Consider the following 26,279-nt stretch of genomic DNA (forward strand, 5'->3'; position numbering starts at 1 on the left):
GAGGTCAGCGGCGGGTGAGCTCCACGACGGGGATGACGCGGGTCGTCTTCTTCTCGTAGCCGGCGAAGCCGTCGGAGGCGTCGGTGAAGAGCCTCCAGCCGGCGTCGCGCTCGGCGCCCTCGAGGATGCGGGCCCGGACGGGGACGGTGCCGTGGTCGGGAGTCTCGATCACGGTGCCGGGCTCGGCGACGGGGTTGTGGAACCAGGCGGGGTGCTTCGGCGCGCCCGCGGCGGAGGCGGCCAGGAGCCGGACGTCGTCCGAGGGGTGCAGCGCCATCAGCGGCGCGATGCGCTCCTCGCCGGAGCGGGCGCCGACGTAGTGCAGCAGCACCAGCGAGCGGCCGAAGCCGGCGGTCGTCACCGTTCCGCCGTTCGCGCGGAACTCCTCGATGATCGTCTCGGTGAAGCCGGCCACGACGTTCTCCTTCTTCTGCGGCGAGCGGGGCTCACCGGTCCGGGGCGCCGCGCTCACCAGCGGGCGTCGACGGACGCGGTCGCGGCGACCGGGTCCGGCTCGGGGGAGCCGCCGCCGACGGCTGCGGGATCCGCGAGCGCCCGCCGCCAGGGCAGCTCCGCGGCGCCCACGAGCTCCAGACGCGATCGGAGTGCCGCGCGCTCGATCCGGACGCCGCGGGCGAGGTCGCTGAGGGCGCGCGCCGAGACCCGCGCGGCCAGGCGCTCGCGGTCGACGGTGAGGAGGGAGCCGAGGAAGCCGCCGAGGACGACGGAGGTGGGGTTGAAGAGGTTGATGAAGGTGGAGAGGCCCTCGGCCAGCAGGTCGACCTGGCGGGCGACCTCGGCGAGGACCGCGGGGTCGCGGGAGGTGCCGAGCGCGATGTCGAGCTCGTCCTGGTCGAGGACCCGCGCGCCGAGGACGTCGAGGAGGGAGCGCATCCGCACCTCGGCCTCGAGGCAGCCGTGGCGGCCGCAGCCGCAGCGGGTCCCGCCCGCGGCGACCAGGGTGTGGCCGAGCTCGGCCGCGAATCCGGAGGAGCCGCGCAGCGGGAGGCCGTCGATGATCACGCCGCCGCCGATGCCGCTCGCGCCGCCGGTGACGTAGACGACGTCGGCCACGCCCCGCGCGGCTCCGAAGAGCGATTCGCCGATCGCGCCGAGGCTCGCGTCGTTGCCGACCGCGACCGGCAGCGCGAGTGCGCGGCCGAGGCGCTTCGCGAGGTCGACGTCGCGCCAGCCCAGGTGCGGCGCGATGTGCACGAAGCCGGAGTCGGCGTGCACCAGGCCCGGGACCGCGACGCCCGCGCCGACCAGGATGCGGTGCCCCTCCTTCTCGGAGCGGAAGCCGTCGACGATGCCCGAGACGACGCGCAGGACGGTGTCGGGGGTGGCGGGAGTGGGGGTGTCGAAGCGGACGCGGCGCAGGAGGTCGCCGTTCATCCCGACGAGGCCGACGATGATCGCGTCGGTGTCGAGGTGGACTCCGACGACGGCGAACGCGCGACCGGGGACGACGGTGGCGCTCGGGCGGCCGATGCGGCCCGTGGGAGCCGTCGTCTCCTCCTCCACCCAGCCCAGGCCGGACAGCTCGCCGACCAGGTTCGCGACGGCGGAGCGGTTCAGACCCGTCCGCTGACAGAGCTCGGCACGGCTGAGGGGCCCGGAGCGGTGGACCAGCGTGGCGATCGCGGCGAGGTTGTGGCGGCGGAGCAGAGCGTTGCTCGAGGCGCCGACTGCTCCTGCCATGCTGACCCGTCTCTCGTCGGTGCGGCCCGCGGCGCGGTCGGACGACTCGGGCGGGCCCCGTCATAGTAGAGGGCCCGCCCGAGGCGATCCGGGAGCGGCTAGCGGCCGCCCGCCCGCCGCTTGTTGAAGATGTCGAACGCGACGGCGAGCAGCAGCACGAAGCCCTTGATGGCCATCTGCCACGCGGCGTCGACCGACAGGATCGACAGGCCCATGTTGAGCACGCCCATCACGAGGCCGCCGATGACCGCGCCGACGACGGTGCCGACTCCGCCCTGCACCGCTGCTCCTCCGATGAAGACCGCGGCGATCGCGTCGAGCTCGTAGTTCTGGCCGGCGGAGGCGACGGCGCCGCCCGCGCGGGCCGTGCTGACGACGCCGGCGACTCCGGCCAGCACGCCCATGTTCACGAAGATGAAGAAGTTGACCCACTTCGTCTTCACGCCCGACATCATCGCGGCGAAGAGATTGCCGCCCATCGCGTAGATGTGGCGGCCGAACACGGTGCGGCCGAGGACGAAGCTGTAGGCGAGGATCAGCACGGCGAGCACGATCAGGATGATCGGGGTGCCGCTGTAGCCCGCGAGCAGCCAGGCGAGGGCCATGATCGCGACGACCGCGATGCCGGCCTTGATCCAGAAGGACGCGATCGGCTCGCGCGGGAGCTCGAGGCGGCGGAGCGTGGCGCGGGTGCGCAGCTGCTGCACGACGAGGACCGCCGAGACGACGACTCCGAGCAGCAGGGTGAGCGCGTCGCGGCCGAGGATGCCGCCGAGGACGCCCGGGAGCCAGCCGGCTCCGATGGCGGTGAAGGCGGTCGGGAGGCCGTTGATCGTGCCGCCCGTGAGCAGGACGAGCGTGAATCCGCGGAAGATCAGCATGCCCGCGAGGGTCACGATGAACGCGGGTATGCCCACGAACGCCACCCAGAAGCCCTGCCAGGCGCCGACCAGTGCTCCGGTGAGCAGCGCCACCACGACGGCGACTCCCCAGGGCAGGCCCCAGTTGTTCATCGCGATCGCCGAGATCGCTCCGACCATCGCCACGACCGAGCCGACCGAGAGGTCGATGTGGCCGGCGATGATCACCATCACCATGCCGATCGCGAGGATCAGCACGTAGGCGTTCTGCTGGATCAGGTTGTTCACGTTGCCGGGCAGGAGCAGGCGCCCGCCGGTCAGGAGCTGGAAGAGCAGGATGATGACGCCGAGCGCGGCGAGGATGCCGTACTGGCGCAAGTTGACGTTCATCCGGAGCCCGCGCCGCGGCGGCGTGGACGGCGTGTTCGCGGGCGTGCCGCTCGGCGCTGTGGTGGTCGTGGCGCTCATCGGGCCTGGTCCTTCCCTGCGGTCATGAAGTGCATGAGGTGCTCCTGGGTCGCATCGGCGCGGGCGACCTCGCCCGAGATGCGGCCTTCGGAGATGGTGTAGATGCGGTCGGAGAGCCCGATCAGCTCGGGCAGCTCGGACGAGATCACGACGACGGCCTTGCCCTGGGCCGCGAGCTCGTTGATGATGCCGTAGATCTCGTACTTGGCCCCCACGTCGATGCCGCGGGTGGGCTCGTCGAGGATCAGCACGTCGGGACCCGAGAAGATCCACTTCGAGAGGACGACCTTCTGCTGGTTGCCGCCCGAGAGCTTGCCGGTGACGGCGGAGACGCTCGGGGCCTTGATGTTCATCTTCGAGCGGTACGAGTCGGCGACCTTGTACTCGCGGTGCTTGTCGATCACTCCGAGACGGGCGAGGCGCGAGAGCGCGGCGGCCGAGACGTTGACGGTGATGTCGCCGATGAGGTTGAGGCCGTAGCGCTTGCGGTCCTCGGTCGCGTAGGCGAGGCCGTTGCGGATCGCCTCGTCGACGGTGCGGGTCTGGATCTCCTTGCCGTCCTTGAAGACGCGGCCCGAGATGCCGGTGCCGTAGCTGCGGCCGAAGATGCTCATCGCGAGCTCGGTGCGGCCCGCGCCCATCAGCCCCGCGAATCCGACGATCTCGCCGGCGCGCACGGTGAAGGAGGCGTCCTCGACGACCACGCGGTCGACGTCGACGGGGTGGTGCACGGTCCAGTTCTCGACGCGCAGCTTCTCCTCGCCGATCTGGGGATCGCGCGGCGGGAACATGCTGTTGAGGTCGCGGCCCACCATCGCGCGGATGATGCGGCTCTCGCTCGCCTGCTCCGCCGTCATCGCGAAGCTCTCGATCGTGCGGCCGTCGCGGATGATCGTGACGGTGTCCGCGATCGCGCGGATCTCCTTCAGCTTGTGGCTGATGATGATGCAGGTGATGCCCTGACGGCGCAGCTGGTCGATCAGGCCCAGCAGGTGGTCGCTGTCCTCGTCGTTCAGCGCCGCGGTGGGCTCGTCGAGGATGAGGAGCTTCACGCGCTTGGCCAGGGCCTTGGCGATCTCGACGAGCTGCTGCTTGCCGACTCCGAGCTCGAGGATCTTGGTCGCGGGGTTCTCGGCGAGGCCGACCCGCGCGAGCAGCGTCGCCGCCTCGGCGTTGGTCGCGTTCCAGTCGATGACTCCGCGCTTGGACTTCTCGTTGCCGAGGAAGATGTTCTCGGCGATGGAGAGGTAGGGGCTGAGGGCGAGCTCCTGGTGGATGATCACGATGCCGTCGGCCTCGCTGTCGTTGATCGAGCGGTACTGGGCCGCCCGGCCCTCGAACTCGATCGCGCCCTCGAAGCTGCCGGTGGGGTACACGCCCGAGAGGACTTTCATCAGCGTCGACTTGCCGGCGCCGTTCTCGCCGCAGATCGCGTGCACCTCGCCGGGCTGCACCGAGAGCGAGACGCCGTCGAGGGCGCGGACGCCGCCGCCGAACTCCTTGACGATGTCGCGCATGATGAGGATGGGACTGGCCAACGGGGCCTCGCTTCGTGGTCGTGGTGGGTGAGGACGGGGTGAGCGGGGGCGGGGAGGATCACTCCTCCCCGCCCCCGCCTCGGGATCAGAGCCCGACGTCACCGGCCTTCAGGAAGCCGGAGTCGACGAGGGTCGACTGCACGTCGTCCTTCACGACGACCTGCGGCTCGAGGAGGTAGGAGGGGACGACCTTCTCGCCGTTGTCGTACGTCTCGGTGTCGTTCACCTCGGGCTCCTCGCCCGCGACGATCGACTGCACCATCTGGAAGACGCGGTCGCCCAGGGTGCGGGTGTCCTTCCACACGGTCATGGACTGCTCGTCGGCGAGGATCGCCTTGACGTTGGCCTTGTCGGCGTCCTGACCGGTGATCACCGGGTAGTCGGCGCCGGGCGCGTAGCCGGCGGACTTCAGCGACGCCTCGATGCCGATCGCGAGGCTGTCGTTGGGGGAGAGCACGACGTCGACCTTCTGGTCGCCCGTGTAGAAGGAGGAGAGGCGGTTGTCCATCTCGGACTGCGCCTTGTCGGAGGCCCAGCCCTGGATGCCGATGGAGGCCCAGTCGTCGTTCGAGGCGGGCGACTTGCCCGACGGGACGACGAGCTTGCCGCTCTCGACGTAGGGCTGCAGGACGTCCCACGCGCCCGAGAAGAAGAACTTGGCGTTGTTGTCGTCGGGGCTGCCGGCGAAGGGCTCGAGGGTGAAGGGGCCCGCGGCGTTCGCGAGGTCGAGGGTCTCCTCGATGTACTGGCCCTGGAGCTGGCCGACCTTGTAGTTGTCGAACGTCGCGTAGTAGTCGACGTCGGCGGTGCCGTTGATCAGACGGTCGTAGGCGATGACGGTGGCGTTCTGCTTCTTCGCCTCGGACAGGACCGGCGCGAGCGCCTCTCCGTCGATGGCCGCGATCACGAGGATCTTGGAGCCGCCGGCGATCTGGTTCTGGATCTGCGAGATCTGCTGGTCGGTCTTGTTGTCGGCGTACTGGAGGTCGACGGTGCAGCCCTCGTCCTCGAGCTGGGACTGGAGTCCCTCGCCGTCGTTGATCCAGCGCTCGAGGCTGCGGGTCGCATCGAGATGCCGACGGTGCAGTCGCCCTCGGCGCCCTCGCCGCTCGCGGCGCGCCGGAGTTGGCGGGGCTGGCCGAGCAGGCGGCGAGGCCGAGGGTGATGATGCCGGCGGTGGCCAGCGTCGTGAGTCCACGCGAGAACTTCATGGAGTGCATTCCTCTCTGAAAGCAGTGTCCGAGTGAGAAGGACGGCGCGAGAGCGTGCACGGATGGATGCACGCCGTCGTGTCGTCGCCCGGGAGGGGCGGGGAGCCCCGAAGGGCTTTGTCCACGGAGACAACATATTGCGCGGCCCGGCTGCTGTAAAGCGCGCGGGAGACCGTTGCGAAACCGTGACCTTCACGGCCGCAGCCCCGCTGTTGCAGGGGGAGACCGCTCTCACGGCGCCTGCCGTAGGGGAACCGTGAGCATTCCGGGGTGGGCCGTAGGGAAACCGTGAGGAGCGGATCCGGGGGCCGCGCGCGGGTGTTGCATCGGGACTCGTGCGCTCGTTCGAGCGCTGTCCGCCTCCGGATGGAGTCCTCCGTGCTCGACCTCGCCCACCTCCTCGGTGTGCTCGCCCTGTTCCTCGTCGTCGGCCTCGCCGCGAAGGGGGTCGAGAAGCTCGGCCCTCCGGTCCGCGCCGCCGACTCCCGTGCGGCCCGCGAGCCGGAGGAGTCGCGGTGATCGTCTTCGACGCGCTCGCCGCGGTCCTCGCGATCGGCGCCGTGGTGCTCCTGCTCGTCGCGCTCGTGCGGCCGGAGCGGTTCTGATGGGCACGCTGCTCGCCGTCCTCCAGGTCGCCACGGTCGGCCTCGCCCTCGCGCTCGTGCACCGCCCGCTGGGCGACGGCATGGCGCGCCTCTACTCCTCGAGCCGCGACCTCGCCCTCGAGCGCGGTCTCTACCGCGTGATCGGGGTCGACTCCTCGTCGGAGCAGAGCTGGCGCGCGTACCTGCGCGCCGTGCTCGCCTTCTCGCTGATCGGCGTGCTCCTGCTCTACGGGATGCAGCGCCTGCAGGCCGTGCTGCCCGGCTCGCCCGGGCTGCCCGCCGTGCCGGAGGGGGTCGCGTTCAACACCGCGATCTCGTTCGTCACCAACACGAACTGGCAGTCGTACTCGCCGGAGCTCACCCTCGGCCACACGGTGCAGCTCGCCGGTCTCGCGGTGCAGAACTTCGTCTCGGCCGCGGTCGGCCTGGCCGTCGCGGTGGCGCTGATCCGCGGGTTCGCGCGGCGCTCCTCCGGCACGCTCGGCAACTTCTGGGTCGACCTGACCCGCGGAGTGCTGCGCCTGCTGCTGCCGCTGTCGATCGTGGCCGCGATCGTGCTGGTCGCGGGCGGCGTGGTGCAGAACCTCGCGGCCCCGCTCGAGGTCGAGACGCTGACGGGCGGCGCGCAGAGCATCCCGGGCGGCATGGTCGCGTCGCAGGAGGCGATCAAGATGCTGGGGACGAACGGCGGCGGGTACTTCAACGCGAACTCCGCGCATCCGTTCGAGAACCCCTCGGCCTGGACGAATCTCCTGCAGATCGTGCTCATGCTGGCGATCCCGTTCAGCCTGCCGCGCACCTTCGGGCGGATGGTCGGCGACGTGCGGCAGGGCCGCGCGATCCTCGCCGCCATGGCGGTGGTCTTCACCGTGTCGCTCGGCGCCTTCACCGCGCTCGAGCTGGCCGGCGGCGGGTCGGCGGCGCAGGCCGCGGGAGCCGCGATGGAGGGCAAGGAGACCCGCTTCGGCATCGCCGGGTCGACGCTGTTCGGCAGCGCGAGCACGCTCACCTCGACCGGCGCGGTGAACTCGATGCACGACTCCGCCACGGCGCTCGGCGGCATGATGCCGATGCTGAACATGATGCTCGGCGAGGTCGCGCCGGGCGGCGTCGGCTCGGGGCTCTACGGGATGCTCGTGCTCGCGATCCTCGCCGTGTTCGTGGGCGGGCTGCTGGTCGGCCGCACTCCGGAGTACCTGGGCAAGAAGCTCGGGCAGCGCGAGATCACGCTCGCGAGCCTGTACATCCTGGTCACCCCGACGCTGGTGCTCACCGGCACCGCGCTGAGCTTCGCGATCCCGGGGGTGCGGGAGGACGTCGAGAGCACGTCGATCCTGAGCCCCGGCCTGCACGGCCTGTCGGAGGTGCTCTACGCCTTCACCTCTGCCGCGAACAACAACGGCTCGGCGTTCGCGGGGCTCACGGCGAGCACTCCGTGGCTGAACACGGCTCTCGGAGTCGCGATGCTGCTCGGCCGCTTCCTGCCCATCGTGCTGGTCCTCGCGCTCGCCGGATCGCTCGCCGCGCAGAAGGCGGTGCCCGCGAGCGCGGGCACCCTGCCCACCGCGCGGCCGCAGTTCGTCGGCCTCCTCGTGGGAGTGACGATCGTCGTCACCGCCCTCACCTACTTCCCCGTACTCGCGCTGGGACCCCTGGCGGAAGGGCTCTGATCATGTCGTCCACTCTCACCGCACCGCCCGTCGAGCCGGTCCCGGCTCCCCGAGCGGAGCGCGCCGCCTTCGGGCCGCGCCGACTCGCCGCCGCTCTGCCGGGCGCCGTCCGGAAGCTCGATCCGCGCCTGATGCGGCACAACCCGGTGATGCTCCTCGTGGAGATCGGGGCGGTGCTGCTCACGGTGCTGGCGATCGCCGAGCCGTTCCTCGGCGGGCCGGAGCCGTCGGGCGGCTCGACCGTGCCGGTGACGTTCACCGCGGGCATCGCCCTGTGGCTCTGGCTCACGGTGGTCTTCGCGAACCTCGCGGAGTCGGTGGCCGAGGGCCGCGGCAAGGCGCAGGCCGAGAGCCTGCGCAGGACGCGCACCAGCACTCCGGCCCGCCGCGTCGTCGGCTACGACCCGGCGGATCCGTCGGCGGCGGCGTCCGAGCTGCGCGAGGTGCCGTCCTCGTCGCTGCAGCTCGGCGACGTCGTCGTGGCGGAGGCGGGGGACCTCGTTCCCGGCGACGGCGACATCGTCTGGGGCATCGCCTCCCTGGACGAATCCGCGATCACGGGCGAGTCCGCTCCGGTCGTCCGCGAGAGCGGGGGAGACCGCAGCGCGGTCACCGGCGGCACCCGGGTGCTCTCGGACCGCATCGTCGTGCGCATCACCGCGAAGCCGGGCGAGACCTTCGTCGACCGCATGATCGGACTGGTCGAGGGCTCCTCGCGGCAGAAGACGCCGAACGAGATCGCGCTCGACATCCTGCTGGCGAGCCTGTCGATCGTGTTCGTGATCGTCGTGCTGACGCTCAACCCGATCGCGTCGTACGCGGCGGCCCCGGTCAGCGTGCCCGTGCTCGTGGCACTGCTGGTCTGCCTCATCCCGACCACCATCGGCGCCCTGCTCTCGGCCATCGGCATCGCGGGCATGGACCGGCTCGTGCAGCGCAACGTGCTCGCGATGTCGGGACGCGCCGTCGAGGCGGCCGGCGACGTGACGACGCTGCTGCTCGACAAGACCGGCACCATCACGTACGGCAACCGGCGGGCCACCGAGTTCCTCCCGGTCGCGGGAGTGGCGCAGGCCGCGCTGGCGGACGCCGCCGCGTCGTCCTCGCTCAGCGATCCGACTCCCGAGGGGCGGTCGATCGTGGATCTGGCGGTCGCCTCCGGCCGCACGGTCCTGGAGCCCGAGCGGGCGATCGTCGTGCCGTTCACGGCGCAGACGCGGATGAGCGGGCTCGACCTGGCCGACGGCACCGCCATCCGCAAGGGCGCCGCCGCGGCGGTGCGCGCCTGGGTCGAGCAGGAGGGTCCCCTCGCCGCGCCCCTCGCCGCGCAGCTCGCGCAATCGGTCGACGCGGTCTCGGGCAGCGGCGGCACTCCGCTCGTCGTCGCCGTGAAGGACGGCTCGGGCGCCCGGGTGCTGGGAGTCGTGCACCTCAAGGACGTCGTGAAGGACGGACTGGCCGAGCGCTTCGCGGAGCTCCGCGCGATGGGCATCCGCACCGTGATGATCACGGGCGACAACCCGCTGACGGCGCGTGCGATCGCGGCGGAGGCGGGGGTCGACGACTTCCTCGCCGAGGCGACCCCCGAGGACAAGCTCGCGCTCATCCGCCGCGAGCAGGAGGGCGGCCACCTCGTCGCGATGACCGGGGACGGCACGAACGACGCCCCGGCCCTCGCGCAGGCCGACGTGGGCGTGGCGATGAACACGGGCACCTCGGCGGCGAAGGAGGCCGGCAACATGGTCGACCTCGACTCCGACCCGACGAAGCTCATCGACATCGTGCGGATCGGCAAGCAGCTGCTGATCACCCGCGGGGCGCTCACCACGTTCTCGATCGCGAACGACGTGGCGAAGTACTTCGCGATCATCCCGGCGATGTTCGCCGGGGTCTTCCCCGGGCTCGCGGTGCTCAACGTGATGCAGCTGCACTCGCCGTCCTCGGCGATCCTCTCGGCGATCGTGTTCAACGCCCTGGTGATCGTGGCGCTGATCCCGCTGGCGTTGCGCGGGGTCGCCTACCGGCCGCTGTCCGCGTCCAAGGTGCTCAGCCGCAACCTGCTCGTCTACGGGCTCGGCGGAGTCGTCGCTCCGTTCGTCGGGATCAAGCTCATCGACCTCGTCGTCGCGACGATCCCCGGGTTCTGACGGACCCGTCCGCGGGACGCCCCAGCACATGCCTCTTCGGGCATGCCTCGAGGGACGTCCCGCGGGAACCCTCCCACTGCTTCTGGAAGAAGAGAGACCATGACCCTCCGCACCTACTCCGTCGCCCTGCGCGCGATGATCGCGATGACCGCGGTCCTCGGGCTCGGCTATCCGCTCGTCGTCCTCGGCGTCGGGCAGCTCGCCCTGCCCGCCCAGGCGAACGGCTCGCTCGTGTCCGCCGACGGCCGGGTGGTCGGCTCGACGCTGATCGGCCAGTCCTCCACCGACGCCGCGGGCGCCCCGCTGCCGGAGTGGTTCCAGTCGCGGCCGTCCGCGGCGGGCTACGACGCGGGTGCCTCCGGCGGCAGCAACCTCGGACCCGAGAACGCCGAGCTCGTCGCCTCGATCCAGGAGCGCCGCGCCGCGATCGCCGCGGTCGAGGGCGTCGACCCGGCCGAGGTGCCCGCCGACGCGCTGACCGCCTCCGCCTCGGGCCTGGATCCCGACATCAGCCCGGAGTACGCCCTGCTGCAGGCGGCCCGCGTCGCTCTGGCCCGCGGACTCGCGGTGGAGGACGTGCGCGCGCTCGTCGGGAACGCGGTGCAGCCGCGCGAGCTCGGGTATCTCGGCGAGGAGACCGTGAACGTGCTCGAGCTGAATCTCGCGCTGGCCCGGCTGTGACGCGGTGCCGGCCGGACGAGCGGCTCCTCCGCACCCCACCCCCGGCTCGTAGAATCGCGAGCGGCCCGCCTCCCGCGCGCCGGTCCTGCGAGCCGAGGGTGAGGCCAGGAGCATGACGAAGGGCCGCCTGCGCGTGCTGCTGGGTGCGGCGCCCGGCGTCGGCAAGACCTACTCGATGCTCGAGGAGGGCCGCCGGCTCGCCGACGAGGGCCGCGACGTCGTGGTCGCCGTGGTCGAGACGCACGGCCGCTCCGCCACCGCCGCCGTACTCGAGGGCCTCGAGGTCGTGCCGCGCCGCCGCGTCGAGCACCGCGGAGTCGCGCTCGAGGAGATGGACCTGGACGCGGTCCTCGCCCGCCGCCCCGACATCGCCCTGGTCGACGAGCTCGCGCACACGAACGCCCCCGGCTCGCGCCACGACAAGCGCTGGCAGGACGTCCGGACGCTGCTGGACGCCGGCATCACCGTGTTCTCGACGGTCAACATCCAGCACATCGAGTCGCTCAACGACGTGGTGCACGCGATCACCGGGGCGCCTCAGCGCGAGACGATCCCGGATGCGGTGCTGCGCGCCGCCGACCAGATCGAGGTGGTCGATCTCGCTCCGCAGGCCCTGCGCGACCGCCTCGCCGACGGCCGCGTCTACCCGCCCGAGCGCATCGACGCGGCGCTCTCGAACTACTTCCGCCTCGGCAACCTCACGGCGCTGCGCGAGCTCGCCCTGCTCTGGCTGGCCGACGAGGTCGACAGCGCGCTCCGCGACTACCGCGTCGAGCAGGGCATCGACAGCACATGGGAGGCGCGCGAGCGCGTCGTCGTGACGCTCACCGGAGGGCCGGAGGGCGAGACCCTGCTGCGGCGCGGGGCGCGGATCGCGGCGCGCTCCTCCGGGGGCGACCTGCTGGCGGTGCACGTGGTGTCGCCCGACGGGCTGCGGTCGCCGCGCCCCGACCTGCTCGAGGCGCAGCGCGCGCTGGTCGAGTCGCTCGGCGGCAGCTACCACCAGGTCGTCGGCGAGGACGTGCCGCGCGCGCTGGTCGAGTTCGCCCGCTCGGTCAACGCCACTCAGCTCGTGCTGGGCGTCAGCCGCCGCAGCAGGCTCGCCGCGGCCCTGACCCCGGGCATCGGCGCGACCGTCATCCGCGAGTCCGGCAACATCGACGTCCACATCGTCAGCCACTCGGCGGCGGGGAGGAGCGCCCTGCTGCCCCGGCGCGCGGGCGCGCTGACCCTGCGGCGCCGGCTGGCCGGGATGGGCCTCGCCCTCGTCGGCGGGCCGCTGCTCACCTGGCTGCTGTCGATGCTGCGGAACGACGAGTCGATCACGAGCGACGTGCTCTCGTACCAGCTGCTCGTGGTGCTCGTGGCGCTGATCGGAGGGATCTGGCCGGCGCTGTTCGCGGCCGTGCTCTCGGGGCTCACGCTCGACTTCTTCTTCGTCGATCCGCTCTACACGATCACGGTCGACGAGCCGCTGCACGCGCTCGCCCTCGCGCTCTACGTGGTGAACGCGGTGCTGGTCAGCTCGGTCGTCGACCGGGCCGCGCGGCGCTCGCGGGCGGCGGAGCGGTCGGGCGCCGAGGCCGAGATGCTCGCGACGATCGCGGGCGGGGTGATCCGCGGGCAGGGCGCCGTGCAGGCGATCCTCGAGCGCGCGCGCGAGGCGTTCGGGCTCACCGGCGTGCGGCTCGTGCGCGACGGAGCGGTCGTGGCCGTCGACGGGGAGCCGCAGGAGGATCCGGTGGCGGTGCCCGTCGGGCGCAGCGCCGTGCTCGAGCTGCACGGCCGCGAGCTCGAGGCGAGCGAGCGGCGGCTGCTGCAGGTGATCGCGGCGCAGCTCGACTCCGTCCTCGAGAACGCGGCGCTGACCGAGACGGCGAGCGAGCTCGCTCCGCTGGCCGAGACCGACCGGGTGCGCAGCGCCCTGCTGTCGGCGGTCAGCCACGACCTGCGCCGCCCGCTCGCCGCCGCGACGGCCGCCGTGAGCGGGCTGCGCTCGCCTGACATCGCGTGGAGCGATCGCGACCGGCAGGAGCTGCTCGCCACCGCCGACGAGAGCCTGACCGTGCTGGCCGCGCTCGTCACCGACCTGCTCGACGTCACACGGCTCGAGGCGGGCGCGCTCGCCGTGGCGCTCGCTCCGCTGGACGCGGCCGACGTGGTGCTGCCGGCGCTGGACGAGCTCGGACTCGGACCCGGCGAGGTCGACCTCGACCTCGATCTCGACGGGCCCGCGATGCTCGCCGACGCGGGGCTGCTGCAGCGCGTCGTCGTGAACCTGCTGGCCAACGCCGCCCGCTACGCGCCTCCCGGGACCCGGGTGCGCATCGCGACGAGCGCGTTCGGCGGCTCCGGGCAGATCCGGATCGTCGACCACGGACCGGGTGTCGCCCCCGAGCGCCGGGAGCAGATCTTCGTGCCGTTCCAGCGCCTGGGCGACGACGACAACCTGACGGGGCTGGGCCTGGGACTCGCCCTGTCGAAGGGGTTCACCGAGGGCATGGGCGGCACACTCGAGACCGAGGACACGCCGGGAGGCGGACTGACCATGGTGGTGACGCTGCCGCTGGCGTCGACCACCACCGAGGGGGACGCGTGAAGATCCTGATCGCCGACGACGACCCGCAGATCCTGCGGGCCCTGCGCATCACGCTCACGGCGCGCGGCTACGAGGTCGTGACCGCGGGCGACGGCACGGAGGCGGTCAACCGGGCCGTGGACGAGCATCCGGACCTCTACATGCTCGATCTGGGCATGCCGCGGCTGGACGGGGTCGAGGTGATCCACGCGCTGCGCGGCTGGACGAGCGCGCCGATCCTCGTGGTGTCGGGGCGGACGGGCGCCGCCGACAAGGTCGACGCGCTCGACGCCGGAGCCGACGACTACGTGACGAAGCCGTTCTCGATGGACGAGGTGCTCGCGCGCATCCGGGCCCTCTCGCGGCGCGTGCAGCCGGCCGACGGCGAGCCGCTCGTGGTCATCGGCGAGGTGACGATCGACCTGGTCGCGAAGAGCGCGACGCGGGCGGGGGCCTCGGTGCGGCTCACCCCGACGGAGTGGCAGGTGCTCGAGATCCTGGTGCGGAACGCGGGCAGGCTGGTCACGCGCCGCTCGCTGCTGGACGAGATCTGGGGGCCGACCCACGTCACCGACACCGGCTACCTGCGCCTCTACCTGGCGCAGCTGCGCAAGAAGCTCGAGCCCGACCCGTCGCACCCGCGGTACCTGCTGACGGAGGCGGGGATGGGCTACCGGTTCGTGCCGGGGGCCTGAGGGGATGAGGGGTCTCCGGGGAGACGTCGCCTTGGGGTGAGGCCTGGAGTTCGCTGATCGAGTAGCCCGCGCAGCGGGCGTATCGAGATCCACCCTCTCCCGAGGGCGGGGGCGGACGACCGGCCTGCTGGAACCAGTGGGTCTCGATACGCCCCTGCGGGGCTACTCGACCAGCAAGGCTCCCGGAGTTAGCGGGCTCGCCCTCTGCACGGGCTGCTCGATCAGTGAATGACGAGTGCGGGCGGAGGACAATGGAGGGACCCCAGCGAAGGAGACCACCGTGGATCAGCCGCGCATGAACGTCGAGTCGTTCAACCTCGACCACCGCACCGTCGCCGCGCCGTACGTGCGCCTCGCCGACGCGAAGACCCTGCCGGGCGGCAGCCGGCTCGTGAAGTACGACGTGCGGTTCACCCAGCCCAACCGCGCCCACCTCGAGATGCCGACCGTGCACTCGCTCGAGCACCTCTTCGCCGAGAAGTCGCGGAACCACTCCGATCGCGTGGTCGACTTCTCGCCGATGGGCTGCCAGACCGGCTTCTACCTGATCCTGTCGGGCGAGCCGGAGCTGACCGAGGTGCTCTCGCTCGTCGAGGACACCCTCCGCGACATCACCGAGGCCGACGAGGTGCCCGCCGCGAACGAGACGCAGTGCGGCTGGGGCGCGAACCACTCACTCGAGGGCGCGCAGGAGGCGGCGCGCACGTTCCTCGCGCAGCGCGACGAGTGGGAGACGGTGACCGCGTGAGCGACGCGATCGTCCTGGTGGCGATGGACGAGGAGGCGGAGCCGTTCCTCGCGAGGGCCGAGCGCGCCTCCGAGCCGCGGATCGTCGGCAACGCGCTGCAGTACGACCTCGAGATCGACGGCGGGGCCGTGCTGCTGGTCCGCACGGGCGTGGGTCTCGTGAACGCGGCGGGCGGACTGACGGCGGCGGTCCTCCAGGACCCGTCACCGCTCGTGATCAGTGCCGGATCGGCCGGGGGGCTGGGCGCGGACGTGCGGGTCGGCGACGTGGTCGTCGGCGACGAGTACGTGCAGACGGACGCCGACGCGCGGGCCTTCGGCTACGCGCTCGGACAGGTGCCCGGCATGCCGGCGCGCTACTCCGGGCACGCTCCCGCCCTGGCGGCCGAGCTGGTCGCCGAGGTGCCGGGCGGCGCGGTCACGGTGCGCCGCGGGCTGATCGTGTCGGGCGACGTGTTCGTCTCGGGCGACCACGTCGAGCGGGTGCTCGGGGCGTTCCCCGCGGCGCTGGCGACCGACATGGAGTCGGTCTCGCTCGCGCAGACGGCGCACGTGCACGGGGTGCCGTTCGTGTCGGTCCGCGGGATCTCGGACCTGTGCGCTCCGGGGCAGTTCGAGGCGCACGTCGACGACGCGGCGGATCGCTCGGCGGTCGTCGTGCTGGCGCTGCTCCGGGCTCTGCGCGCGGCCTGATCGGGCGCCGCTCGCGGCCCGGCGCCGTCCGGGGTCCGGGCGGGCAGCGGGCCCGTTGGGCGCCCACTCGACCGGGCGGCCGGCGCCGAGGGGACGCGGAACGGGGCCCGCGCCGTCCGCAGGGCCCCGTCCGCGTCGAGTCGGCGGAGCGGCTACTCGTCGCCGATGCGCTGGTCGGCGGCCTTCTCGGCGCCGTCGATCTGTCCGTCGAACTTCCCGCCCGAGGCCTTGCCCGCGGCGTCGCCGGCCTTGTCGAGACCCTGGTCGGTCATCTTCTCGCCCTTGTCGCTGCTCGCGAAGTCCTTGGCCTTGTCGCCGAGTCCACCGAGGTCCATGGTCGTTCCTTCCGTCGAAGAGCGCCCGCCGGTCGGCGGGGCCGGTGCCAGTCTGCGCCCGCCCGGGAGGCGCGCCCCAGGGGTTGCCGCGGTTCCGTCCGCGGGTGCATCCTCAGCGCCGCGGGCGCAGCGCGCGGGGAGCCGCCGCGACCGCCGCGGCGACGACGACCGCCACCGCCAGCATCGCCGGGCGGACGCCCAGCGGCACCGCGAGCGCGCCGATCGCGGGCGGACCGGCGATGTTCGCGACCGAGGACAGCGACGTGACCGCCGCGACGCGCGAGGGTCCGTCGATCGGATCCGCCGCGGCCGCCGCGATGCCGATCGGCACCGCCAGAGCCGACCCGGCTCCCCAGAGCGCGAGCCCCGCCAGCGCCGCAGGGTACCCCGGAGCGAGCACGAACAGCGCGATGCCGGCGACGGCCGCCGCGCACGACAGCGTCAGCACCCGCACCCGCCCGAGCCGGTCGATCAGCGGCCCGCCGGTCAGCCGCAGCACGGTCTGCGCGACGAGGAACACGGTGATGCCGAGGGAGGCGTCGGCCTCGGTCACTCCGAACGCGTCGACCACGGCGACCGCCGACCAGTTGGTGGCCGTGCCCTCCGACAGGGCGGCCGCGAACACGATCAGCCCGAGCAGCAGCACCTGCGGATGCGTCCAGACGCCGAGTCCGAAGCGGCGGCTCCCGCGCGGCACGACCGGCACGGGTCCGCTCTGCACGAGCGCCGCGGCGCGGGCGGCGAGGGCCGAGCGGCGCTCGTGGGCGAGCGAAGCGGCGAGCGGAGCGACGTGGCGGCCGATGCCCCACCGCACCACGACCGCCGCGACGGCGAGGGCGACGAACTGCGCGGCCGGCGGCACTCCGGCGGCCGAGGACGCTCCTCCGAGCAGCGCGCCCAGTGCCGATCCGATCGAGTAGCCCGCGTGGAACTGCGGCAGGATCGTGCGCCCGACCCGGCGCTCGCTGCCAGCGGCGAGGATCGACTGCGGCACGTTGGTCAGCGCGAACGCCACTCCGTGCACCGCGTTGCCGACGAGCAGCAGCGGCACCTGCCCGAGCAGCAGCGCGACGGTGAGCAGCGTGTAGGCCGCAGCGAAGACGAGCGTGGCCAGGCGGTAGGTGGGCAGCGCGCCGAGGCGGGCGACGAGCCGACCGGCGACGGGGACGGTCAGCAGGGTGCCGATCGCGCCGGCGGTGAGCAGGACGCCGAGCCCCGCGGCATCGAGGTCGACCGCGGCACGGATGCCCGGCAGCCGCGCGGTCCAGCTCGCGAGCGCGAACCCGTTGAACGCGTAGGCCAGGGCGACGCCGCGACGGCCGGGTTCGAGGAGCCCGGCCCCTCTCACGGTGCGGGGTGGTGGCGCTCGTCGGGGGCGGCGCCGGCGAGCACGAGCGCCCCGTCGACGGGAGGCGCGTCGAGCACCTCGAGGCGCACGCCGGGGGCGACCGCGGCCAGGGCGAGCCGCAGCTCGTGCTGCAGGCGCGGCTGGTTCGTGATCACTCCGCCGGCTGCGACCACGCAGTCGCCCAGAGCACCTCGGGCCAGGAGGGACGCCACGTTCTGCGCGAGCCGGCGCGCCGCCTCCGTGATCACGTTCAGGGCCACGGCCGAGCCGCGGTCGGCGTGCGCGAAGACGAGCGGAGCGTGGCCGCCCCACTCCGTCAGCCCCGCGCGCTCGGTGACGGCGAGGGCGAGCTCGGTCAGATCGGGCACCCCGTAGGCGCTCCGCAGCGCCGCGACGAGGGAGTCGTCGCCGAGCTCGCCGCGATCCGCCCGCACCAGCGCCTCGCGCACGCTCTCGCGGAGCAGCGCGGGCGCACTGCCGAAGTCGCTGAGCAGCCAGCCGTAGCCGTCGGCGGTGATCGTCGCCCCGGTCGCGGTGCGGCCGACGACCACGGCGCCGGTCCCGACGATCATCTGGAGGCACTCGCCGACCCGGGCCGCGTGGCCCAGCAGCTCGGCGTCGTTGACGACGCGGACCGGCACGGCGAGCAGCCGCTCGAGCGTGCGTGCGGCGAGCGCGACCTGGGCGGGGGTGTCGCAGCCGTGCATCCCGGCGGCGAGGGTCGTGCGCTCGTCGAGGCGCACGACGGAGCGGACCAGATCGGCCAGGCGGCCGAGATTGCCCGAGTCCGAGAACAGGGCTCCCGTGCGCCAGCTCGACGAGGGGACGACGTGGTCGAGCCGGGCGCCGTCGTCGCCGACCGCGGCGACGTGGGTCTTGGTGCCGCCCACGTCGATCCCGATGCGCAGGGCGAGCGGGGTCGCCGTGCGGACGGCGGCCAGGGGGAGTTCATCGAGCAAGGTAGGTGGAACCTCTCACGTGTCGGGCGATCAGCTCGCCCACGCCGACGAGGGCGGCGTCGTCGCCGAGCGATCCCGCCAGGAGCCTCGGGGGGAACGGGATGCGGCCGACCAGCCGCTTCGAGATCTGCTCGATCGCGAACTCCGGGGCGCGGGTGAGGTGCCCGGCGAGCACGATCACCTCGGGGTCGAGGATCGTGGCCAGTGCGCCGCAGGAGAAGGCGAGCAGGTCGAAGAGCTCGTCGGCGGCGGCCGAGACGGCCGGGTCGCCGGCCGCGGCGGAGTCGATCAGGCGCGCCGTCGCGGCGGGTCCGGAGGCGCTGCGCTCGGCGACCGCGGCGATGCGGGTCTCGAGGTCGCCCTGCTCGGTGAAGTAGCGGCGCAGGGCGGAGGAGTCGGCGAAGAGGAAGCCGATCTCGCCCGCTCCCGAGCGGGCCCCGTGGTAGATCGCGCCGTCGTTCACGACTCCGGCGCCGACTCCCACGCCCAGCACGTACGAGGCTGCGCTCTGCGTGCCGACCGCGGCGCCCTGCGACCACTCGCCGTACGCGATGGCGTTGGCGTCGTTCTCGACGAGGGTCGGGATGCCCGTGCGGGTCTCGATGATCGCTCCGAGCGGGATCTCGCGCCAGCCGAGCTCGACCGTGTTCATCACGCGGCCCTCGTGCACGATGCCGGGCACCGAGACCCCGATGCCCGTGCAGAGGCGGCCCTGCTGCGCGGCGGCCGCCACGAGGGCCTCGACCAGCGCGAGGGTGCCCTCGAGGCGCACGGTCGCGGCGGAGGAGGCGGGGCCCGTCTCGAACACGATCCGCTCCTCCGCGACGCTCGCGCCGTCGAAGTCGACGAGCCGCCCGCGGACCGCGGTCTCGGACACCTCGATCGCCGCGACGGCGCGCGACGAGCCGGCGTAGCGCAGGAGGTAGGAGGGGCGCCCGCCCGAGGAGCGCTCGAGCCCGTCGACCGCGATCAGGTTCTCGGAGAGCAGGGCGGCCGAGAGGCGCTCGACGGTGGCCGAGCTCAGCCCGGTGCGCTGCACGATCTGCTTGCGCGAGAGGGGGCCGTGCTCGAGGAGGGCGTCGAGGATCGCGGTGCGGTTGATCTCGGTGACCACGCGGGTGGTCGCGATGCGGGGCTGGGGCGTCGTCATCGTCGCCTCTCCTTCCATCGCATCAGCGGAGCTCCGGCTCGGAGTTCTCCATCAGTGCGAGATATAACCACAGCATCGCACGGCTCGGCAATCCCGCAGAAGCCTCCGATCCGGGGGAGGCGGTGTGGTCGTTTCCGGCGTGTTACGGCCTGTTTCCGGGCCGTATCAATACCGGGCAGCACACGTTTTCGCGTTGACCCGTTCTTTATCGCACTGATAAGAAAGTCCCCACCGAGTCGCACCTGGGCTCGTCCCTCCGCACGTGCCCTCTCCTCCCCTTCACCGAAAGGCGACCTTCGTGAAAGCTCGCTCCGCGATCGCAGTCGGCCTCGCCGCCGCCACGCTCACCGCCCTGGTGGGCTGTGCCGGAACCGGCGGTTCCAGCACCCCCGACAAGCTCCAGTTCATCCTCTCGGGCGACGCCTCCCAGGGCGGCGGCTACCAGGCCATGGCCGACAAGTACGAGGAGGAGACGGGGATCGAGGTCGAGATCGTCGACATCCCCTACGACGACCTCGTGACCAAGCTGCGCAACGGCGCCCAGGCGGGCGACCTGCCGGCCCTCGCCCGCGCCTCCGCTCTCGACCCGATCTGGAGCAGCGAGCTGCTGGACCTCTCGAGCGTCGCCGAGAAGACCGACATCGTGCCCGAGCTGCTCGTGCAGGACGCGAACGACGACGACAAGGTGAAGGCGCTGCCGAGCGACCTGACCGCCGTCGGCATGTACCTCAACACCAGCCTCTTCGAGCAGGCCGGCGTCCCGCTGCCCGGTCCCGACGAGGTCTGGACCTGGGACCAGTACGTCGCGACCATCAAGGACGTGCAGGCCAAGGCCGGCGCGAAGTACGGCATGGTGATGGACTCGTCCGCGCACCGCCTCCGCTCCTTCCTCTACGAGTTCGGCTCGAAGGGCGTCGAGCGCCAGGAGGACGGCTCGTTCGAGATGAACGAGGCCTCGCGCACGGGCCTGGAGTACTTCAAGTCGCTCAACGACGACTCGTTCATGCCGCGCTCGGTCTGGCTCTCGGGCGACGACCCCAGCGCGCTGTTCAAGAGCGGCCAGGTCGTGGCCTACTACTCGGGCGTCTGGCAGATCACCGACTTCTCGCAGAACATCACCGCCTTCGACTGGGCCTCGGTGCGCACCCCCGCGCAGCCGGTCCAGGCGACCAACCTCGGCACCAACTGGATCGTCGCCTTCGACGGCACAGGGGTCGAGGAGCAGACGCAGGACTTCATCGACTGGATGTACCAGCCCGAGAACTACGCGGAGCTGTCGGCGATCTCGGGCTTCCTGCCCGCGACCACCGGCCTCGAGGTCGCGTACCCCGAGAACGCCGAGGCGTTCGACGTCTACAACCAGGAGATCGCGGCGTCCGACCCGACCGCGGCCGTGCAGAGCGCGAGCGCGCTCGAGGACGGCTACAACGACAAGATCCTCGTGAACGAGCCCCTGAAGTCCGAGGTCGTCCGCTACCTCGCCGACGAGCAGGACCTCGACACCACGATCGAGAACATCATCTCGGTCACCGAGGACCAGATCGGCGACTGACGATCGACGGCGGGCGGGGCTGCGGCCCCGCCCGCCCGATCGTCCGCCGGAAGGAGACGAGAGCGTTGACCAGCCCCATCCTCGACCGCGAGAGCCCCGCGGTCGCCACGGCCGTCCCGGCGGCCGCCGCGACCCCGCCCCGCCCGCGGCGCACCCGCCGACGCACGCAGGCGAGCTACCGGCTCGCCCCGGTGCTCTTCACGGCCGTCGTCGTCGTGCTCTTCGCGCTCTTCTTCCTCTGGCCCGGAGCGCTGGGGGTCTTCTACTCCTTCACCGACTACCGCGGAGTCGGCTCGCCCGATCTCATCGGCATCGGCAACTACCAGGAGCTGCTCTCCGACCCCGACTTCTGGGCGTCGCTGGGCCGCACGGCCCTCTACACGCTGCTCTCCGTACCGCTGGGCTACGTGCTGTCGCTGGGCCTCGCGAGCCTGCTCGTGAACGCGAACGCCCGCGGCTCCGTGCCGGCGAAGATCATCTTCTTCATCCCGTGGCTCGTCTCGCCGATCGTCACCGGCGTGATCTGGCGCTGGATGTTCGGCGAGAACTTCGGCTTCATCAACTTCGTCATCGAGGCGGTGGGCGGCTCCGCCGTGCCGTGGTCCTCGAACGGGGACCTCTCGCTGGCGGTCGTCGTCTTCGCCTCGGCCTGGGGCGGCGCGGCGTTCAACATGCTGCTCTTCATCGCCGCGATCAAGAACGTGCCGAGCAGCTACTACGAGGCCGCCGCCCTCGACGGCGCGAACCCGTGGCAGCGCTTCGTGCACATCACCCTCCCGGGCATCGCCCCCACGAGCTTCCTCGTGATCCTGCTCTCCACCATCAACTCGATGAAGGAGTTCGCGATGATCCAGGCGCTCAACGAGGGCGGACCGGGCACCCAGAACCGCCTGATCGTGCAGTACATCTACGAGACCGGGTTCGAGCGGGCCGAGGTCGGCTACGCCAGCGCCGCCTCGATGGTGCTGATGGTGCTCCTGCTCGCGATCGCCCTCGTGCAGCTCGGCTTCGAACGACGGAAGAAGGACGCCTCATGAGCACCGGACTGGCGACTCCCGAGACCACCGCGCTCGTGCTGAAGGGAGTGCGGAAGCGGCGCCGCTCCGGCGGATTCGCGCGCAGCGTCCTCCCCACGTCGATCCTGTGGCTGCTCGCCGCGATCTTCCTCTTCCCCGTGCTGTGGCTGCTGCTCTCGTCCTTCAAGCCGGGCGGCGAGCTCTTCACCTACCCGCTGTCGTTCCTCCCCGAGGAGTGGACGGTCGACGGCTACGTCCGCGCGTGGGAGCGCGTCGACTTCGCGCGCTACTTCGGCAACACGCTGATCGTCGCCGTGGTGACGACCGTGCTCACCGTGCTCTTCAGCGCGATGACGGGCTACGCCCTCGCGAAGTACCGGGCGAAGTGGCTCTCGCTGCTGTTCGTCTGCATCCTGGCGACCACGATGCTGCCGACCGAGGTGATCCTGAACCCCACCTTCACGGTGCTGCGCGATCTGGGGCTCTACAACTCCCTGCCGGGCATCATCATCCCGTCGGTGATCACGGCGACGGGCATCTTCATGTTCCGCCAGTTCTTCCTCACCGTGCCCGACGAGCTGATCGACGCGGCGCGGATGGACGGTGCGAACGAGTTCTCGATCTTCTTCCGGATCATGCTGCCGATCGCCCGGCCGATCGTGCTGACCCTCGCGATCTTCTCGTTCCAGTGGCGCTGGAACGACTACATCTGGCCGCTGCTCGTGCTCAACGACCCGTCGAAGTACACGCTGCAGGTGGCGCTGCGGAGCCTGGTCGGCGCTGAGAACATCGAGTGGACCGTGCTGCTGCCCGCCTCGGTGATCTCGATGATCCCGCTCGTGCTGATCTTCTTCGTGTTCCAGAAGTACGTGATCGGCGCCGACGTCAACGCCGGCCTGAAGGACTGAGCATGGAGTACCTGCGGCTGCTGGCCGAGGCGAACGCCGGGCTCGTCGCCGGCGTCGAGGCGCGCGACCCCGCGACGCTCTCGCACCGCCCGTCGATGCGCGGAGTGAAGACCCTGGTCGCGGCGTTCGCGGCCCCGGAGTCGCCCCGGCACCACGACGCGTCCGTCCTGTCGGCCGCGGCTCCGCTCCTCGACCGCCTCGAGCGGATGCAGCGCCCCGACGGCCTGTTCGACAGCGAGAACCTCGCCTCGCCCCCGGACACCTGCTTCACCGTGAACGACGCGGCGCTCGTGCTCGACGTGATCGCCGCGCACCCCGATCCGCTCCTCGAGGGCGTCGCCGAGCGGATCCGCGCGCTGCTGCTGCGCACCGTCGAGGCGCTGCTCGTGGGCGGCGTGCACACGCCGAACCACCGCTGGGAGCTGACCGCGGGCCTCCTGCGGCTGCACGCGCTGACCGGCGACGCGCGGCTGCGCGAGAGGGCCGACGAGTGGCTCGCCGAGGGGATCGACCTGCAGGCCGACGGCCTCTACTCGGAGCGCAGCCCCAACTACGCCGCCTACGTCTCGAACCCGTCACTGCTCGTGATCGCCGAGGCGACGGGGGAGGAGCGCTACCGCGACGCCGTGCGCCGGAACCTCGCGGTCACTCTCGACCTCCTCGAGGACGACCTGCAGGTCGAGACGGTGCAGTCCCGCCGCCAGGACCAGACCGAGCGCTTCGACGGCCGCAGCTTCCTGTCGCAGTTCCGCGAGTTCGCGGTGGCCGACGGCGACGGGCGCTTCGCCGCGGTCGTGCGCGCGATCCTCGACCGGGGGGTCACCGAGCCCGAGATCCACCTCGCGGAGGCGCTGGCGCGGCCGCACCTCGCCGGCGCGCTGCCGGAGTCGGCGCCGTGGTCCTCCTCCGGCACCGCGGTCTTCGCTTCCTCGGGCCTGGTGCGGGTGCGCGCCGGTGCCGTGAGTGCGAGCGTCTTCGGGGGGAGCGACGTGCCGCGGCACCGCCGCATCGCCTCCGGGCTCGCGAACTCGGCGGTGCTCGTGCGCGCCCGTCGCGGTGCCCTGGTCGTCGAGGCGGTCCGGGTGTCCCCGCACTTCTTCGGGCTCGGGCCGTTCCGACCGGAGTCGATCGTCCCGGGGTCCGCGATAGTGCTGTCCTCGAGGGTCGAGGCCGGGTACCACCAGCCGCTGCCCGCGTCGGCGAGGCGCCCCGACGGCGACTACGAGCTGGGCAGCGAGGGCCGGTTCTTCGGCTCGATGAGCTTCCCGTCGCGCGTGACCTCCACTGTGGCGCTCGAGACGCGCGCCGAGGTGTCCGTCGACGAGGACGGGGTCGAGCTGGCGCTCGACTTCGCAGGCACCGACACCTCGTGGGTCGGCGAGATCGTGCTGCGGCCCGGAGGCGTGCTGAGCGGAGTCGAGGAGCTGGCCGACGGCGCGTTCCTGATCCCCGCGGGCGGCACGGCCCGCTACTCGCTCGGCGCCGAGACCCTCGAGATCGGCCCGGGCACCGGCTCGGCCCCCGACTGCCCGCCGGTCTTCGATCCGGGCGAGCTCGTCGACTACGTCGGCGGCCGCGACCGGATCGAGGGCCTGCGCCTGCTCGTGACAGGTCGCACCTCCGCGCCCTCCGTCCTCCGGGTGAGGTTCTCGTGAGCACCGTCCGCGCGTACATCCACGAGCAGCCGACCGCCCTGCGGCGTGCACTCGCCCCGCTGGAGCCGGCGGTGCGGGAGTCCCTGGGGGCCCTGGCGCCCGAGCGCGTGCTGCTCGTCGGCTCCGGCACCTCGTCCTTCGCCGCCCGGGTGATCCGCGGGCGCGCGGCCCGACTGCTCGGCGTCCCGGTCGAGGTCGCGCTGCCCACCGACGTGCTGCACTACCTGCCCGATGCGATCGACGAGCGGACGCTGGTGGTCGCCGTGTCGCAGTCCGGCCGCAGCACCGCGACGCTCCGCAGTCTCGCCCTCGCCCGCGACCGGGGCGCCCGCACCGTCCTCGTCGCCGGGGAGCCCGTGCGCCCGGGCCTCGCCGACGTCGTGGTCGATCTGCGCTGCGGCCCCGAGGAGGTCGGCGCGAAGACCAAGGGGTTCACCGCCACGATCGCGACCCTCGCCGCGGTGCTCGGGGGAGCGGAGGACCTCGCCGGGATGCCCGACCGGGTCGCCGCGGCGCTCGACTCCGAGCCGCTCGTGAGCGCATGGGCGCAGTCCCTCGATGCCTCCGTCTCGGTCTCGATCACCGGCTCCGGCCCGAACCTCGCCACGGCGCAGGAGGCAGCGCTGAAGATCCTCGAGACCGCGCGGATCCCCGTCGAGGCCGTCGAGACGGAGGAGTTCCTGCACGGTCCGCACCGCCGCCTCGGCCCCGGCCTCGCGCTGGTCGTCCTCGCCCTCGACGGCCCCCTGCTGCCCCGCGCGCTCGCGCTCGTCGACTACGCGGCGCCGCTCGTCGCCGGGCTGCTCGTCGTGACCGACACCGACGCGCCCCTGCCCGAGAGCGTCACCGCCGTGCGCCTCGCACCGGGGCTCCCGGAGGAGCTCACTCCGCTCCCCGCGATCGTGCCGCTGCAGCTGCTCGCCGTCGCGCTCACCGAGCACCTCGGCCTCTCGCCGGAGGACGCGGTGCTCCCCGACTTCCACACCCGACTCGCCAGCAAGGAGACCCCGTGAACATCGTCGTCGGAGCAGACCCCGAGGAGGTCGGCGCCCTCGCCGCCGGCCTCGTCGCCTCGGTGATCGCCGCGGACCCGGCCGCGGTGCTCGGCGTCGCGACCGGATCCACGCCTCAGCCGCTCTACCGCGCCCTCGCCCGCCTGCGCCTCGACCTCTCCCGGGCCTCGGCCTTCGCCCTCGACGAGTACGTCGGTGTGCCCGCCGGCCACCCCGAGAGCTACCGGTCGGTGCTCGAGCGCGAGGTCGTGGCTCCGCTGGGCCTGGACCCCGCCCGCCTGCACGTGCCCGACGGAGCCGCGGTCGACCCGCACGCGGCGGCCGACGCGCACGAGGCGGCGCTCGCCGCGGCCGGGGGCGCCGCGGTGCAGATCCTGGGCATCGGGAGCAACGGGCACATCGGCTTCAACGAGCCGGGCTCGCCGCGCGACTCGCGGACCCGCGTCGTGGCGCTGGCGGAGCGCACCCGGCTCGACAACCGCCGCTTCTTCGGCGGCGACCTCGACGCCGTGCCCACGCACGCGATCAGCCAGGGCGTCGCGACGATCCTCTCGGCCCGCGAGCTGCTGCTCGTCGCGACCGGCGCGGGCAAGGCCGAGGCGGTCGCGGCGGCCCTGCAGGGCCCGATCGACGAGCGGATGCCGGCGTCGTTCGTGCGCGAGCACCCGCGCGTCACCGTGCTGCTCGATCGGGCGGCTGCCGCCGGCCTCGGCCACGACCTGCTGCTCGCGGGAGCCCGCCGTTAGGCT

At 72.4% G+C, this 26,279-nt stretch carries 23 protein-coding genes and 1 pseudogene; 15 read left to right on the plus strand and 9 right to left on the minus strand.

Going from position 1 to position 26,279, the window contains the following annotated elements:
• Window positions 1–4 precede the first annotated feature (4 nt).
• The 5 genes and pseudogenes from B0T42_RS00555 to chvE form a co-directional block, all read right to left on the minus strand.
• A complete protein-coding gene (locus B0T42_RS00555) occupies window positions 5–472 on the minus strand; it encodes a nitroreductase/quinone reductase family protein (protein WP_201788456.1) in 468 nt (155 codons plus the stop codon).
• Window positions 469–1,701, minus strand: coding sequence for an ROK family transcriptional regulator (locus tag B0T42_RS00560; protein WP_077221502.1), 1,233 nt, complete (start codon window positions 1,699–1,701; stop codon window positions 469–471). Before B0T42_RS00560 ends, B0T42_RS00555 begins: the two co-directional genes overlap by 4 nt.
• A 98-nt stretch (window positions 1,702–1,799) precedes the next feature.
• Entirely contained in the window at window positions 1,800–3,029 is a 1,230-nt protein-coding gene (gene mmsB, locus B0T42_RS00565) for a multiple monosaccharide ABC transporter permease (protein ID WP_077221503.1), read from the minus strand.
• Window positions 3,026–4,546 carry a multiple monosaccharide ABC transporter ATP-binding protein gene (gene mmsA / locus B0T42_RS00570; RefSeq protein ID WP_077221504.1) on the minus strand — a complete coding sequence of 507 codons (1,521 nt, stop codon included), beginning with the start codon at window positions 4,544–4,546 and terminating at the stop codon, window positions 3,026–3,028. The genes mmsB and mmsA overlap by 4 nt, the downstream gene beginning before the upstream one ends.
• 106 nt (window positions 4,547–4,652) lie before the next feature.
• Window positions 4,653–5,778: pseudogene (chvE, locus tag B0T42_RS00575) on the minus strand (multiple monosaccharide ABC transporter substrate-binding protein).
• 378 nt (window positions 5,779–6,156) lie between these two features.
• On the opposite strand from chvE, the gene B0T42_RS20410 reads away from it, so the two are divergent.
• The 9 genes from B0T42_RS20410 (at window position 6,157) to mtnN (ending at window position 15,594) form a co-directional block, all read left to right on the plus strand.
• Complete coding sequence (locus B0T42_RS20410) at window positions 6,157–6,297, plus strand: hypothetical protein (RefSeq protein ID WP_173892262.1); 141 nt, start codon at window positions 6,157–6,159, stop codon at window positions 6,295–6,297.
• Window positions 6,294–6,383: a potassium-transporting ATPase subunit F gene (locus tag B0T42_RS00580; RefSeq protein ID WP_077221505.1), complete on the plus strand. Its 90-nt coding sequence runs from the start codon at window positions 6,294–6,296 to the stop codon at window positions 6,381–6,383. Before B0T42_RS20410 ends, B0T42_RS00580 begins: the two co-directional genes overlap by 4 nt.
• Window positions 6,383–8,053 (plus strand): potassium-transporting ATPase subunit KdpA, encoded by a 1,671-nt coding sequence (gene kdpA, locus B0T42_RS00585; protein WP_077221506.1) that lies wholly within the window; start codon window positions 6,383–6,385, stop codon window positions 8,051–8,053. Before B0T42_RS00580 ends, kdpA begins: the two co-directional genes overlap by 1 nt.
• Before the next feature lie 2 nt (window positions 8,054–8,055).
• Entirely contained in the window at window positions 8,056–10,200 is a 2,145-nt protein-coding gene (gene kdpB / locus B0T42_RS00590; protein ID WP_077221507.1) for a potassium-transporting ATPase subunit KdpB, read from the plus strand.
• Between the two features lie 99 nt (window positions 10,201–10,299).
• The gene (gene kdpC / locus B0T42_RS00595; protein WP_077221508.1) at window positions 10,300–10,881 is read left to right on the plus strand and encodes a potassium-transporting ATPase subunit KdpC; all 582 of its coding nucleotides are present in this window, start codon (window positions 10,300–10,302) and stop codon (window positions 10,879–10,881) included.
• Between the two features lie 112 nt (window positions 10,882–10,993).
• Window positions 10,994–13,480 carry a DUF4118 domain-containing protein gene (locus B0T42_RS00600; RefSeq protein WP_077221509.1) on the plus strand — a complete coding sequence of 829 codons (2,487 nt, stop codon included), beginning with the start codon at window positions 10,994–10,996 and terminating at the stop codon, window positions 13,478–13,480.
• Window positions 13,477–14,154, plus strand: coding sequence for a response regulator (locus tag B0T42_RS00605; protein ID WP_055794006.1), 678 nt, complete (start codon window positions 13,477–13,479; stop codon window positions 14,152–14,154). The genes B0T42_RS00600 and B0T42_RS00605 overlap by 4 nt, the downstream gene beginning before the upstream one ends.
• A gap of 295 nt (window positions 14,155–14,449) precedes the next feature.
• A complete protein-coding gene (locus B0T42_RS00610) occupies window positions 14,450–14,902 on the plus strand; it encodes an S-ribosylhomocysteine lyase (protein WP_077221510.1) in 453 nt (150 codons plus the stop codon).
• Window positions 14,899–15,594, plus strand: coding sequence for a 5'-methylthioadenosine/S-adenosylhomocysteine nucleosidase (gene mtnN, locus B0T42_RS00615; protein ID WP_236720028.1), 696 nt, complete (start codon window positions 14,899–14,901; stop codon window positions 15,592–15,594). The genes B0T42_RS00610 and mtnN overlap by 4 nt, the downstream gene beginning before the upstream one ends.
• A gap of 152 nt (window positions 15,595–15,746) precedes the next feature.
• On the opposite strand, the gene B0T42_RS00620 is transcribed toward mtnN, so the two are convergent.
• From B0T42_RS00620 to B0T42_RS00635, 4 genes are all read right to left on the minus strand, one after another.
• On the minus strand, window positions 15,747–15,929 hold the full coding sequence (locus tag B0T42_RS00620) for an antitoxin (RefSeq protein ID WP_077221511.1): 183 nt from the start codon (window positions 15,927–15,929) through the stop codon (window positions 15,747–15,749).
• Window positions 15,930–16,041: 112 nt separating this feature from the next.
• Window positions 16,042–17,277, minus strand: coding sequence for an MFS transporter (locus tag B0T42_RS00625; protein ID WP_077221512.1), 1,236 nt, complete (start codon window positions 17,275–17,277; stop codon window positions 16,042–16,044).
• Entirely contained in the window at window positions 17,274–18,236 is a 963-nt protein-coding gene (locus B0T42_RS00630; RefSeq protein WP_077221513.1) for an N-acetylglucosamine kinase, read from the minus strand. The genes B0T42_RS00625 and B0T42_RS00630 overlap by 4 nt, the downstream gene beginning before the upstream one ends.
• Window positions 18,226–19,386, minus strand: coding sequence for an ROK family transcriptional regulator (locus B0T42_RS00635; RefSeq protein ID WP_158077993.1), 1,161 nt, complete (start codon window positions 19,384–19,386; stop codon window positions 18,226–18,228). The genes B0T42_RS00630 and B0T42_RS00635 overlap by 11 nt, the downstream gene beginning before the upstream one ends.
• A 298-nt stretch (window positions 19,387–19,684) precedes the next feature.
• Here B0T42_RS00635 and B0T42_RS00640 point away from each other — a divergent pair, with 298 nt between their 5' ends.
• From B0T42_RS00640 to B0T42_RS20830, 6 genes are all read left to right on the plus strand, one after another.
• Entirely contained in the window at window positions 19,685–20,938 is a 1,254-nt protein-coding gene (locus B0T42_RS00640) for an ABC transporter substrate-binding protein (protein WP_077221515.1), read from the plus strand.
• Window positions 20,939–21,003: 65 nt separating this feature from the next.
• Window positions 21,004–21,975, plus strand: a complete 972-nt coding sequence (locus B0T42_RS00645; protein ID WP_236720029.1) for a carbohydrate ABC transporter permease — start codon at window positions 21,004–21,006, stop codon at window positions 21,973–21,975.
• Window positions 21,972–22,862: a carbohydrate ABC transporter permease gene (locus B0T42_RS00650; protein WP_077221516.1), complete on the plus strand. Its 891-nt coding sequence runs from the start codon at window positions 21,972–21,974 to the stop codon at window positions 22,860–22,862. The genes B0T42_RS00645 and B0T42_RS00650 overlap by 4 nt, the downstream gene beginning before the upstream one ends.
• Window positions 22,863–22,864: 2 nt before the next feature.
• Complete coding sequence (locus B0T42_RS19790) at window positions 22,865–24,517, plus strand: hypothetical protein (protein WP_158077994.1); 1,653 nt, start codon at window positions 22,865–22,867, stop codon at window positions 24,515–24,517.
• A complete protein-coding gene (locus B0T42_RS20825) occupies window positions 24,514–25,530 on the plus strand; it encodes an SIS domain-containing protein (RefSeq protein WP_158077995.1) in 1,017 nt (338 codons plus the stop codon). The genes B0T42_RS19790 and B0T42_RS20825 overlap by 4 nt, the downstream gene beginning before the upstream one ends.
• Window positions 25,527–26,276, plus strand: a complete 750-nt coding sequence (locus B0T42_RS20830; protein WP_077221553.1) for a glucosamine-6-phosphate deaminase — start codon at window positions 25,527–25,529, stop codon at window positions 26,274–26,276. The genes B0T42_RS20825 and B0T42_RS20830 overlap by 4 nt, the downstream gene beginning before the upstream one ends.
• Window positions 26,277–26,279 lie beyond the last annotated feature (3 nt).

The sequence above is a fragment of the Rathayibacter rhapontici genome (genome assembly GCF_001995175.1).
In the GTDB taxonomy this organism is placed as follows: domain Bacteria; phylum Actinomycetota; class Actinomycetes; order Actinomycetales; family Microbacteriaceae; genus Rathayibacter.